Source organism: Lysinibacillus sp. 10T31, assembly GCF_056394365.1.
In genome coordinates this window covers 13,543-25,983 of the sequence record NZ_JBFTHS010000015.1, presented here as the reverse complement: position 1 = coordinate 25,983, position 12,441 = coordinate 13,543, and the positions used below count along the sequence as shown (strand labels likewise).

Genomic DNA, 12,441 nt, shown 5'->3' with positions numbered 1-12,441 from the left:
CCTAGCTCGCGCAAGACTCACATTCTAGCAATTCTACAGACGTTGAGCGCACATAATAAGTCGTTTTCACACCGCTCGCCCATGCATTCATATGCAATGCTAGTAAATCTTTCGCCTTAATCGTATTTTGAACGTATAAATTAAGTGAAATGCCTTGGTCGATATGACGTGCTCGTGCAGCATTTTGCTTGATTGTCCAATTTTGATCGATGAAATAAGCAGATTTATAATACCAAGTCGTCACAGGTGATAAATCAGGTACTGTTACTGGAATTTTGTAATCCTTCTTCTCTTCTGAATAACTCTTTTGGAAGATTGGATCAATCGTAGCCGTACTGCCCGCTAAAATGGATGTTGATGAGTTCGGTGCAACTGCCATTACATAGCCGTTACGCATACCTTTCTCAGCAACCGCGGCGCGTAACGCATTCCATTTATTGCTGTCGTAGCCACGTTTGTCAAAATACGCACCAGTATGCCAATCTGAGCCTTCAAATAATGGGTATGCTCCTTTTTCACATGCCAAATCGTTAGAAGCACGAATCGTTAAATAAGCAATTTCTTCATAGAGCTTGTCCGCAAATTCTACTGCTTCCTCAGACTCCCATTGAATTTCTTTCAAAGCTAATAAATGGTGCCAGCCAAATGTGCCAAGCCCAATACCACGGTAGCGTAGGTTCGTACGCTCTGCTTGTTTTACTGGAATTGTATTTAGAGCAATAACGTTATCTAGCATACGTACTTGAACTGGGATCAATCGTTCTAGAACACCAGCCGGTACAGCTCTACCTAAATTAATAGATGATAAGTTACATACAACGAAATCTCCAGGTTTGCGACGTGTTACGATGACATCATCCTCTAAGGTAATAGATTCGAACTCAGTAGCTGACATATTTTGGAATATCTCTGTGCACAGGTTCGAGCTGTAAACCATTCCTTCATGCTTATTCGGATTCATGCGATTGACTTCATCTCGATAGAACATAAACGGTACGCCTGTTTCAAGCTGTGAGCGCATAATACGCTTCATAATATCAATAGCTGGTACGACTTCACGACTTAACAATGGATTCGCGATACATTCCGCATATTTAGTACGGAAAGAGCCATCACCCTTTTTCTCATCGTAGAAATCCTCTAGTGAGAATCCCATAACCTCTCGTACTTCATGTGGGTCAAATAAATGCCAATCCCCACGTGCCTCAACAGTTTCCATAAATAAATCTGGTAGGCACAGCCCTGTGAAAATATCATGGGCACGCAGACGCTCATCCCCATTGTTTAAGCGTAAATCTAAAAACGTAAAGATGTCTTTATGCCAAACATCTAGATAGACAGCAATAGCTCCTTGTCGTTGCCCAAGCTGATCGACTGAAACCGCCGTATTGTTAAGCTGTTTAATCCATGGTAAAACGCCACTTGATGCACCTTTAAAACCTTTAATAGATGAGCCTCGGCTACGAATTTTCCCCATATAAACACCAATACCACCGCCGTACTTCGATAAAGTTGCGACATCTGTATTCGTGTCATAAATACTTTGTAAACTATCATCTACTGTATCGATAAAGCAACTTGATAGCTGACCATGTGTTTTACCTGCATTTGATAATGTTGGTGTAGCAACAGTCATATATAAATTACTCATCGCCCAGTAAGATTCACGGACTTTTTCTAAACGATTTTCTGTTTCATCCTGCATCAGGGTCATTGCAATGACCATCCATCGTTCCTGTGGTAGTTCCACTGGTGTTTTCGTGTAATCACGGACTACATAGCGGTCCATCAATGTTTTTAAGCCAATATACGTAAACAACTCATCTCGACTTGGATCTAAATAAGAAGCAAGTTCCTGAAGCTCCTGCTCACTATATTTTGTTGTTAAACTTTCATGATACAAACCAGCTTCTGTATAGTGTGCTAATTGTTCTGGGAAAACCTTATAAACATCCTTTACTGAAACTCCACGGCGCATTGCAAATTGATCATATAGTTTTTCTAAATAAATTTGAGCTGCGACAAATGTCCAGTAAGGCTCCTCCTCATCAATTAAGCTAAGCGTTTGTAAAACCATCGCATCTGCCCATGCTTCAAATGTGGCATTATCGTTTTTTCGTAGCCATCGATCCGATAATCTTACAAAACTTTCGAGTTCATCCTCCGTGTAACTTTTCTTGAGCTTAGCAATTTGCTGTTCGATTTGAATTGTCATGTTCTCATTCTCTCCCTTTCTATCTCCAGACAACACAAAAAGCGATCACGCAACATCTATCGGTTACGTGATCGCAGTAAAATCGGAAATGGAAATGAAGGACATGCACACAAAGAAGTGAACAAATCTCTCGCCTCCACTTCTCAATCCCCGAAGAATGTGTTGCTGTCTTGAACATATCGGCAGGTCTCCTGGCTCATGCTTCCTCCAAATGATAACCTTCCCGTTTTTCACAGTGGCCTACTCATCATTTGTCAGCACTTACAGTTGCGGGGACAGCTTCGGCTTAAGATGACTCTTTTTCCGAATTCCCTTTTAAACCATATTGGTACCGCTCGTCCAAAATACTATATATTGTGTTTAACTCCTAAACAAATCTAACATATTGTGTTTATTGATGCAATAGGCGTTTTGCCCCTTGCACGTTATAAAGTGCTACATTTTCTCGAAGCAAGCCCAATTACAATGCAGTTTTACGTAGTTTTTCAAAATTTCTAGGAAATTTTTTTTGTGCTAGCTGCTCTTTTTCAGGCTGTATTCCTAGCAAAACTACTGCACATGGACCAGCTGATTTCTCAACATCTAACGAACTTTCGACCTGTTGCTCGCCAAAAAGCCGAGTAAATTCGGCTTGTAGACCTTTTGATCCAACTGGCCATACTTGCTGCACGATTCCCTCTTTCCACGCCTGAAAAATAGGTTGCAACTGTGCGACATTATCAGGCTGCGCAAGGACTTCATTGCCTACAAGCGGTAGTCCATAAGTGTACCAGCTAAGCTGTTCATGCTTAGTTGCTGTGCGTTTTTGCTGCTCACCAAGCATCGTAATAGACAATCCTGATTGTAAAGTCGGCATATTGGACTCTGTGCTACCGTCTATTGGCGGACAATTATGGCCAACCTCATCAAAAACCTGCTGAATGCCTGCAACATAACGCGACCACGCTGCATCTCCTGAAAAATTAGCGAGTAAAATATGGCTTGGTAACGCATTTGCAGCAAGCTGCTCTAAAAAAGTAACACGCGCAGTTAAGTATGCCGTTAGCTTGTCTGAAGCAGACACAACATCTTGTGGTTTTTCACCAATTGCTGCGGCATTATCTGTTGTAGCAATGAGCTCACCTATTTTTATAGCATTTCTCAATGTACTCGACCTTCCTTACGCACAAACACCTTCGACAGAATTGGCATCGCAATCGCAACGATTACTAAATTTATAAGTGTTGCCAACGGAAGACTAGTCAGTGACGTCCAGTAAAATGCTGGGCTAATGATAAAGTAAAATGGTATAGGTGCTACAACACCATTTAAAACAAGTGCCACAGGCCATTTCCAGAAATGCATTCCTTTTTTATGCATAACCCCAAAGACCCATACAACAATAAACATTTCAACCGCGATAATAATATGTAGCGGTCCAAGTGGGAAGCCAGTAGTTAAGGCTGAGATAAAATGCCCAATGACTCCCGCAACCCCAGCTAATACTGGAGATAAAAAGACAACGCTCAAAAATGCGGGTGCAGAGTCAAGCGCTGCAGTTGTAATAAATGTTGGAACTTTAATGACTGCACCCACTGCACAAATTGCCGCTACCATGGCCGTGAGCGTCAATTTCATCAATCTTTGTCGATCCATTCCATTTCCTCTTTCCTTTAAATTTTTTTATAATAGCGTGGGGTTGATTTCCGTTCCGGTTGGGCGCTTTCCTGGGGGCGTCCGATGAGCCGCTTTTGTTGCTGCCGCTTCGCTTTCGCACAGAAAACATCCGCTGCGCTGCAGGGTCTCGGGCCAACACGATGTTGGTCACGAAGGCGTTATCACAGGATGTGATGCACTTAGCCTTCGTTCCTCTATCGCTAATCCCCAAGGAGTCGCCCAACCTCCACTCCAATCAACTTATTTACAAAGCATACGTCCTTGGAAATCTTATCCCCAAAATGAAAAGCCTAATAAAATTTTTTTAAAACTATATCATTTTATTTGTTCCCCGATACCGTACCAAATGCGTACGACTTGTTCGGCTTCAGCAAATAATGCTTGATACAAACGCCCACATGTATCACGCAATAATCGTGACTGTTTTTCCAGAGGCACAACTCCACGTCCCATATCGGTCACTATAATATAGACAGCACAATTTTCTTCCAGAGTCTTTAGTCTTGTCAAAATGGTTCTAACAAGGGGTTCATCATCCTCAAGATCTTGTGTTACGAGCCACTTCTCTAAGTTTTTAATAACTAATACATCGCAGGTAGAAGTGCTATCATGTAAATCGCCATCTACTAGCTCAACTTTTTGACCTGCAAGCAATTTCATGACATAGTCGGTTTTTCCACTATAGGCTCCTCCGATAAAGACATGCATCGCGCTCCCTCCTCCCAAGCCTTTCTTGTAAATGTTAAAGAAAACATTTTATCATGCAGTGTTTGATACGACCAAAAAGTTTGCTCCGTTGGTGCAAATGCTACGAGAAGTGCTCGAATCACTCCACCATGTACAACGAGATGATAAACATCTTCATCTTTTGGTAATGCCGTGAACCCTTCAATGACACGCTCACAAAAGTCATCAAAGCCTTCCCCCTTTGGAGGTGGTGACTGTACGGGATCATCTAACCATGCACAATAACGACTATCGGATTTTAAGTCCTCATATGTGCGGCCTTCAAATTCTCCGAAGTTCGACTCTCGAAATCTCCTATCAGACAAGTATGTTGCATTCGGAAAATAATGGGCAGCTGTTTCTCTACAGCGTAGCAAATCGCTACCATACACCTTCGTGACATTTTTATCTACAATAGTCAGTAAAGATGCATCGGCTAATGCAGAATCTGTCCAGCCGATATACCGCTTCTCCAAATTTTCCTTTGTTGGTGCATGTCTCATTAAGCGCACAATAACAACGTCACCCACAGGACAACCTCCATTCCTTCAATTGAAGCACCGAGTAAATCTCCAGAAACGCCCCCAAAGTTGCGGACTGTAAATTGTCGAAAGACTAAAAAGGCAATCGCTAATACAGCCATCAACACTAGTGGAGCAATTGAGAAGTCTATGACAAACAACAAGCTACTATATGCCACAACTAATGTGATAAGCATAAAACAGATAAGTGATCCCGGCTTAATATGTGTTTTAAAAAAGTAGGCTAGCCCCTTTTCCTTTGAACACTTGAGCGACATAAAATAAAAGCTCATGCCTACTCGTGTTAATAACGGAATAAACACAGGCATCCATAGTGCAAACTTATGCTGAACGAATAACTCGTGCAGTATCACAAATTTACCAAGCACTAAAAACAGCACTGAAAGTACACCAAATGCACCAACACGTGGATCATCTAAAATTTCAAGCCGCTTCTCACGATCCCGATACGAAAAATAGGCATCCCCCATGTCAATAAAACCGTCTAGATGTAAACCACCAGTAAATAAAGCAAACAATCCGATAATCACAAAGGAAAGCAAGACTTCGCTGCTAGAAGTCCATTCAGTTAATCCATAGACTACCGCTGCCACTGCGGTACCCATGAGAGCCCCTATCCATGGCAAAAAGGCGAACATCCCTGTAATAGTTGCTTTCGACAAAGGAATTTCTTTATGTACCGGCAAAACTGTAAAAAATTGAAACGCAAGTTGTATGCTATGCCAGAAATTTTTCATCGTCTTGCCACCTTCTTTTTATTTTCAAAGCGTCATTCATTATTTCCATTTCTTTACGACACCATAGTTTATTTCATAGGCCTCATCCGCTATAGATACGAACCATTGATGTAATTGCCCAAGCATTTGTCGGTATAATTCAACTTCTTCACTAGAATATGGAGGCTCATCGAATAATTCGTTCGACACGATAAAAAACGTCACCCTTTTCTCAAGTAACGTCTCTACCGCCATTTTTAAAACATCAAGTTTCTGCTCTAAACAGCCAGGTTGTTCCACACAAGGAGTTCCCGTATCAAAGCCCTCGTAAAAAGCATTTGTCAACCATGTCGTAACACAGTCCCATAACACAACATCTCCATCGGTCAGTTTATGTAATGTATCAGCGATGTCATAAGGTGCTTCTATCGTTAGCCACTCAATCTTTTGTGCTCGTCTATCTGCCTGATGGCGCACTATTCGCTTCTCCATCTCATGGTCCAACGCAACTCCAGAAGCAATATAAATAAGGCGTTGTGCTTGCGTAAACTGTTTTTGATAGTGAGTAACAGCCGCTTTTTCAGCAAAATGAGATTTACCACTGCGTACTCCCCCTGTAATGAAAATCAGTGGCATGGTTACGCCTCCTATTGTAAATGTTGAATGTTCCCGATATCTTTAACGAGCCATTGCGGCCCGACTTGTTCAATAATCGTGACACTTGTACCATTAATAAATGGTTCTGCCCACAGCTGATTGATGCTTCGCCCTAAAATGGCATTAATGACGCATTTAATCGTTACAGCATGGGACACAATTAAAACATTGTCCTCGGGATATTTTTCCGCTATTTTCTTTAACGTAAACATTGCTCGTTCTGTTACCGTACCAAAGCTTTCTGTATGAGTTGCGACGAATTGTCCAGGATAATCGGTATATAATTCATAGTCAAGGCGATGCGTAGTCATAATGTCCTCGACTGTTTGCCCTTGCCATTCCCCTAAAAAAATCTCTCGCAAATTATCCTCATAAAATATTGGAAGCTGACGATTACTTAGAAGAATATGCAACGTTTCCTTAGCACGGCCACTTGAACTGCTATATGCCGCTGTAAAAGAGAATTTTTTCAAATGATCTCGAAGTTTTTCTGCATGTAAAATACCATTCTCGGATAATGATGAATCTAACCATCCCTGCAGTCGATGCTCTTTATTCCACATCGTTTCACCATGTCTTACTAAATAAAAAGTTGTCAACTTTCTCACCCCTAATTTGCAATCAATTATGCCCCGGCATAATTGCCGCTGTCGCTACGCTTTCGCGCAGATAAACAATGCGTCCGGAATCGGCTTTGTGCTTGCACAAAGCACTCCTTTCCGATTCCGTGACATCCGCCGGAGGCTTTAACTTCTTTCAGCGGATGTCTTTTGTACCGAAAGCGTAGCGTCAGGTACAGATGATTGGACACCCGCTGAAAGGAGACTTAAAACCGCATTCATTTCCCCACCTATAGAGGTGGGAGACTTCTGCTGAAAGAAGTTAAACCATGCCTGCAAACAATTCAGTAAATATGTCATGGCTGCAATATCTTTAATTCCAATACGGAACCATTCACCATTTAAGCCCATAAAGTTTTTTGTATGGCGTAGCACGACGCCCTTTGATAAACAATATGTAAAAAATGTATCTGCTTGCTGATTTTTCGGTAATGCAAAACATACATAATTCGTTACACTATTCGTCACCTGACAACCATGTTCTTGTAAATAGCTCTGCAGCGATTCCCGTTGATTTTTAGCATAGGCAATGGCCTGCTCACAATATACATGTTCATCTAAACAGCCTGTACCGATAACAAGGGCAAAGGCATTCAAGTTCCAATGCGGTAGGATATCCTTTAGCTCAGTAACAACTACCGGACTTGCTACTAAATAGCCAAGGCGTAATCCTGGGATCGCATACATTTTTGTCATCGAACGAACGACGATCAAATGTGGGTTTTCTATCACATGCTGGATCAATGAATAAGCTTCATCTACCCAGTCAATAAATGCCTCATCGATGACAAGCTCACAATTGACCTTTGCACCGTGAGAGATTAATTCGAGAAGCTCCTCTTTCTTTGGAAGCACCCCAGTCGGATTGTTCGGTGTACAAATATATAAAGCATCTGCGTTCACCATTTCACGCTTCAGAAGCTCCATCGGCAATGTGTAGTGAACAATATCCTCTACAATAACGGGCACAATTTCAGCGCCCGCTGCTGTTAATGTTCGTTCATATTCTGAAAAAGTTGGATGTACGATAATAACACGCTTATTGGCGTAGCGTCTAACTAGAACACTAAAAAGCTCGGATGCACCGTTACCTAGTAATACAGAATCTTTCTGAACATCGTGAAAAGCTGCCACCTTTGATAAAAACGGCTCACCTTCCGGGTCTGGATAACGTTGAATGAGCGGATAAAATGTCCGCCAACGTGCCTCAACGAATGCAGGTGGCCCTGCCGAATTAACATTTTCGCTAAAATCATATACCTCTTCGGGCATATTAAGTCCTAACTGATGATAAACATTTTGCGGATTTGCTCCGTGATTAGGTAATTGCAAAAATTAACACCTCCATTGTTAACATAACAAGCGTAAAGAGCAAGGTCGCAATGCGCATATGAATCACAGACGTTGCAATATGCTCTTTTGTTAATGGAACTAATTTCTCGCCCATTATTGCTCGATGAGATACGACACCTTGATATGTATTTTTTCCACCAAGCTGTACCCCTAATTGAACAGCTGTTGCTGCTTCTAAATAACCACTATTAGGACTTGGATGCTTTTTCGCATCTTGTGCCCAACGTTTTAAGCGCTTACCAAGAGATACATTCGTTTCATTTTTCGTACCTAGCACCATCAGAAGACCTGTTAATCGACTTGGAATAAAATTTAGTACATCGTCTAGCTTTGCAGCAAACATACCAAAATCTTTATATTTTTCGTTTTTATAGCCAATCATAGAGTCTAACGTATTGACGGCCTTATAGCCCCATAACCCGATTGCGCCAAATAAAAAGGCGTAAAATAATGGAGCAGTTACACCGTCACTCGTATTTTCTGAGACCGTCTCAACAACACCACGAACAATCTCATCCTCGTCAAGTTTCTCCGTATCACGGCCGACAATCCAAGAAAGCTTCACACGAGCTTCAGCAAAATCACCTTTGACGAGCGGTTCATAGACAGCCATCGCCGCTTCCTTTAAGCTACGCTGAGCTAGTCCAATCCCAATTAGTAAGCCCTCCACCAATATGCCAAATAGTAGACTAACCTGATAACTTAGTAGCATAATAGCCGTCACAACAAACATCGTTGTGCCAACTACAGCGAGTGACATCACCATGCCTCGGAATTTTTTCATTCTTCCTTTATTCCATAATTCTGTTTGAGACTGAATGAGCTTCCCAATCCAGCGTACTGGATGAGGTATTTTAGGAGGATCACCCACTATTAAATCAAAAACAAGCCCAATGATACAGGCTATCACCAGTGCCATCATAATGGATTCTCCTCTTTATCTTTTTTATATTTTTGAATGGCCTCACGCATCGTTTCATAAACACCATGGCCAATAACTTTTCCTAGCATCGTAATGGGTCCAGCATATTGATGGTAGTCGCCTTCCTCTGTTGAAGCTATTAACAAACTATCCGTAGAGGTACCTGTAGCTTGTGTACCTGTTGTTGGATCTGTTATACCCTCATCAATAAGCGCCTTGACCTTTGCCTCTGTCGTAGAAATCATTGCCTGAAATAAAGCTTCATCCGACAATCTTCCATTTATCAGTACCCACGTATTAATAGTCCCAGCATGATACTGCTCCTGACGATGAAAGGCACGCGTAATATCGACTGCATTGCCAAGACCAGCTGTAATCATTATGACAAGATGAATTCCTTCATATGTAAACTCACGAATTGTTGCATATCGGGCATAGACGGCCGTCATCATCGCAACTGTATTGTCTACCGGAAAACCCTCAGACTGTAAAAATCGCTGTAATTCTAACTGTGGTTTGCGTTCATCATACGTATAAGGCACTGAACGATTCATCAAATGTGTATAAAAGCCAAAGCCCGGATTATGTACTGCCGAGGATACGACCTTCATCGGCGAATCTGTTTGGACAGCAACATAATGGTCAGAAATATGAATATCGTCCTTGCGAAGTACTGGCATTATCTCGCCTCCTATTCAGAAAATAAAAAAACAAATTCTTACAAAGAAGAATTTGTACTGTTCATTCTTAAATTAATAATCTATCCCAAATATAAACCTTTTGAATTTTCGTACAGCATCACAACTTCATAATACTCAAATTATTTATTTTTTTTGAAATTGTATCACAAATTGATGATTTATCACAATTCAATTTTGAGATAATCCGTTATTGCCTTTGTTTTAAGGTTTTAAAACGAATAATGGATCCCGCAATGATAAACACCCAGCCAATACCGATATAGACAATTTTCATTGTTTTTGTCGAGGACGGTAAAATATCCATGATTGTTAAGCAAACAAATAGTATGCCTATCATTGATAGAAACATACCAATCGATAATTTTTTCAACAGAAAGACCTCCAATCAATGTACGCCCTTGATTTTACCGTATTCCCGTCAAAAAGAAAACACTAATCCAGTTCAAGGATTAGCATTGTACACGAGCAGTCATTTTTCAGTACCGATAGCAAAGCGTCAGATACAGGACTTCCATCCAAACATTTAGCGAAAGCAAAGTAGCTAGGTAGGACAATATCTACACGTTCAGTGGGGATGAAAAATCCCCACTGATTTAAAGATTCACTTTATTTTCTTACACTCTCGCATGAGCAAAAAATTCCTCATAAAGTGCTTGTAAAATTTGGTTTTCATATTCTTGTAGCACACCGAATACTAGACTAACTTCAGATGAACCTTGATTAATCATTTCTATATTTGCACCTGTTTTTGAAATCGCAGTAGCAGCACGTGCCGCTAGACCTGTGTTATTACGCATGCCTTCGCCTACTATAACAATCATAGAGAACCCATGACGCATTTGCACATCATCTGCATTTAACTCATTTTTCACACGAGAAAGAATTCGTTCTTCATTTTCTAGTGTTATTTGATTTGAACGCATAATGACAGAAATATCGTCTAAACCAGACGGTGTGTGTTCATATGAAATATTTTCATCTTCTAAAATTTGTAGAAGCTTACGGCCAAAGCCTACTTCCCTATTCATCAAATATTTTGACACATATAAAGTTGAAAAGCCACTGTCTGCCGAGATACCTGTAACCGGACGTCCTGTTACAGAGCGTCTTGGTACGATACGAGTACCCGGGGCTGATGGATTATTTGTATTTTTTATGTTAACTGGCACCCCAATCTTGTAGACAGGCATTAACGCTTCATCATGGAAAACTGAAAAGCCCGCATAGGATAATTCGCGCATTTCGCGATACGTAATTTCTTTAATTTCCACTGGATCATTCACAACTTTCGGATTTGCGGAGAACACACAGTCCACATCCGTAAAGTTTTCATAAAGCTCTGCTTCAACAGCAGCTGCTAAAATAGAGCCTGTAATATCAGAGCCACCACGGTCAAAAGTACGCAGTATGCCCGCTTTAGTGTAACCGAAGAAACCTGGGAAAACAATGACTTCTTTGGTGTTTTTTAGAGGCGCTAAATTCGCATAAGCCTCTGGTAATGCATATGTGCGTTCAGGTAAATCATTGACAACCAAACCATCTTTTGGACTTACGTAGCGTGCCGGCATACCGATTGAATTAAAATAAGCAGCGATTAGCTTCGCGTTATTGTCTTCCCCTGCCGCTTTGATGCTATCGATAAATAATTCCTCATTCGATTTATCACCTTTTACACGTTCATGTAAATCTTCAGCGATCACGTCACAAATTGTATGATCTAACTCCAAACCATCCGCAATCGCCATAAAGCGATTGACAACGATTTGCAATTCTTCTTCAATTTCTTCATTTTTTAATGCTGCCATTGCTAAGTTAATTAATAAGTCAGTTACCTTTATATCGTCACCAGAGCGCTTCCCAGGTGCAGAAACGGCTACGATTTTACGTGCCGGATTAGATTTTACAATGTTTGCTACTTTTTGAATTTGTTCTGCACTTGCTACAGATGTTCCACCAAATTTACATACGATCATAACCATCAAATCCTAACTTTTTAAATTAAATGTATTCCTCCAAAAAACAATTGAATGTACACAGTGTACAAATTATAGTTCCCCACGTCAATACAATTTAAAAAATTCACGCAATTAATCGATGGAAAATGGACAATTTTCACACTGTTTGATTTATTATACGGATTTCGTATGAAATAGTTAAGGTTTTTGCAAATTTTTTTCGTAGATTTCCAATATTCGTACAAATATTTGTCTGAACTAGCTGAAATCATCTAATTTACAGAATTTTTTAATACTAGATCTGACATGACAATCCAAATCACGTCTTTACGAATATATTTGTGGATATCAATATAAACAATTTTGTTGTATAAAGAT

General features: G+C 40.6%; 13 protein-coding genes and 1 riboswitch. All 13 genes read right to left on the bottom strand.

Going from position 1 to position 12,441, the window contains the following annotated elements; genetic code table 11:
• Window position 1: 1 nt before the first annotated feature.
• Window positions 2-2,215, bottom strand: coding sequence for a ribonucleoside-diphosphate reductase subunit alpha (locus AC1DCY_RS10595; protein ID WP_477349894.1), 2,214 nt, complete (start codon window positions 2,213-2,215; stop codon window positions 2-4).
• Between the two features lie 163 nt (window positions 2,216-2,378).
• A riboswitch (cobalamin riboswitch) is annotated at window positions 2,379-2,566 on the bottom strand.
• A 109-nt stretch (window positions 2,567-2,675) separates the two neighbouring features.
• Window positions 2,676-3,359 (bottom strand): hypothetical protein, encoded by a 684-nt coding sequence (locus AC1DCY_RS10590; RefSeq protein WP_477349893.1) that lies wholly within the window; start codon window positions 3,357-3,359, stop codon window positions 2,676-2,678.
• Window positions 3,356-3,850 carry an ECF transporter S component gene (locus tag AC1DCY_RS10585; RefSeq protein WP_477349891.1) on the bottom strand — a complete coding sequence of 165 codons (495 nt, stop codon included), beginning with the start codon at window positions 3,848-3,850 and terminating at the stop codon, window positions 3,356-3,358. Before AC1DCY_RS10585 ends, AC1DCY_RS10590 begins: the two co-directional genes overlap by 4 nt.
• A gap of 336 nt (window positions 3,851-4,186) precedes the next feature.
• Window positions 4,187-4,579, bottom strand: a complete 393-nt coding sequence (locus AC1DCY_RS10580; protein WP_477349889.1) for a bifunctional adenosylcobinamide kinase/adenosylcobinamide-phosphate guanylyltransferase — start codon at window positions 4,577-4,579, stop codon at window positions 4,187-4,189.
• The gene (locus AC1DCY_RS10575; protein WP_477349888.1) at window positions 4,528-5,127 is read right to left on the bottom strand and encodes a histidine phosphatase family protein; all 600 of its coding nucleotides are present in this window, start codon (window positions 5,125-5,127) and stop codon (window positions 4,528-4,530) included. The genes AC1DCY_RS10580 and AC1DCY_RS10575 overlap by 52 nt, the downstream gene beginning before the upstream one ends.
• Complete coding sequence (cobS, locus tag AC1DCY_RS10570) at window positions 5,100-5,876, bottom strand: adenosylcobinamide-GDP ribazoletransferase (protein WP_477349886.1); 777 nt, start codon at window positions 5,874-5,876, stop codon at window positions 5,100-5,102. The genes AC1DCY_RS10575 and cobS overlap by 28 nt, the downstream gene beginning before the upstream one ends.
• A 39-nt stretch (window positions 5,877-5,915) precedes the next feature.
• Window positions 5,916-6,491: a bifunctional adenosylcobinamide kinase/adenosylcobinamide-phosphate guanylyltransferase gene (locus tag AC1DCY_RS10565; RefSeq protein ID WP_477349885.1), complete on the bottom strand. Its 576-nt coding sequence runs from the start codon at window positions 6,489-6,491 to the stop codon at window positions 5,916-5,918.
• 11 nt (window positions 6,492-6,502) lie between these two features.
• A complete protein-coding gene (locus AC1DCY_RS10560; protein WP_477349883.1) occupies window positions 6,503-7,120 on the bottom strand; it encodes a histidine phosphatase family protein in 618 nt (205 codons plus the stop codon).
• 138 nt (window positions 7,121-7,258) lie between these two features.
• Complete coding sequence (locus tag AC1DCY_RS10555) at window positions 7,259-8,464, bottom strand: pyridoxal phosphate-dependent aminotransferase (RefSeq protein ID WP_477349881.1); 1,206 nt, start codon at window positions 8,462-8,464, stop codon at window positions 7,259-7,261.
• Window positions 8,451-9,407 (bottom strand): adenosylcobinamide-phosphate synthase CbiB, encoded by a 957-nt coding sequence (gene cbiB / locus AC1DCY_RS10550; protein ID WP_477349879.1) that lies wholly within the window; start codon window positions 9,405-9,407, stop codon window positions 8,451-8,453. The genes AC1DCY_RS10555 and cbiB overlap by 14 nt, the downstream gene beginning before the upstream one ends.
• On the bottom strand, window positions 9,404-10,087 hold the full coding sequence (locus tag AC1DCY_RS10545; RefSeq protein ID WP_477349877.1) for an adenosylcobinamide amidohydrolase: 684 nt from the start codon (window positions 10,085-10,087) through the stop codon (window positions 9,404-9,406). Before AC1DCY_RS10545 ends, cbiB begins: the two co-directional genes overlap by 4 nt.
• 208 nt (window positions 10,088-10,295) lie before the next feature.
• The gene (locus tag AC1DCY_RS10540) at window positions 10,296-10,478 is read right to left on the bottom strand and encodes a hypothetical protein (protein ID WP_049665861.1); all 183 of its coding nucleotides are present in this window, start codon (window positions 10,476-10,478) and stop codon (window positions 10,296-10,298) included.
• A gap of 244 nt (window positions 10,479-10,722) precedes the next feature.
• Complete coding sequence (locus AC1DCY_RS10535; RefSeq protein WP_477349875.1) at window positions 10,723-12,081, bottom strand: aspartate kinase; 1,359 nt, start codon at window positions 12,079-12,081, stop codon at window positions 10,723-10,725.
• Window positions 12,082-12,441: the final 360 nt, after the last annotated feature.

What these genes read in the sequence shown, in the direction of transcription:
- AC1DCY_RS10595 (WP_477349894.1), bottom strand. Translation starts at nt 2,215, where the DNA reads ATGACAATTCAAATCGAACAGCAAATTGCTAAGCTCAAGAAAAGTTAC.
- AC1DCY_RS10585 (WP_477349891.1), bottom strand. Translation starts at nt 3,850, where the DNA reads ATGGATCGACAAAGATTGATGAAATTGACGCTCACGGCCATGGTAGCG.
- AC1DCY_RS10580 (WP_477349889.1), bottom strand. Translation starts at nt 4,579, where the DNA reads ATGCATGTCTTTATCGGAGGAGCCTATAGTGGAAAAACCGACTATGTC.
- cobS (WP_477349886.1), bottom strand. Translation starts at nt 5,876, where the DNA reads ATGAAAAATTTCTGGCATAGCATACAACTTGCGTTTCAATTTTTTACA.
- AC1DCY_RS10565 (WP_477349885.1), bottom strand. Translation starts at nt 6,491, where the DNA reads ATGCCACTGATTTTCATTACAGGGGGAGTACGCAGTGGTAAATCTCAT.
- cbiB (WP_477349879.1), bottom strand. Translation starts at nt 9,407, where the DNA reads ATGATGGCACTGGTGATAGCCTGTATCATTGGGCTTGTTTTTGATTTA.
- AC1DCY_RS10545 (WP_477349877.1), bottom strand. Translation starts at nt 10,087, where the DNA reads ATGCCAGTACTTCGCAAGGACGATATTCATATTTCTGACCATTATGTT.
- AC1DCY_RS10535 (WP_477349875.1), bottom strand. Translation starts at nt 12,081, where the DNA reads ATGATCGTATGTAAATTTGGTGGAACATCTGTAGCAAGTGCAGAACAA.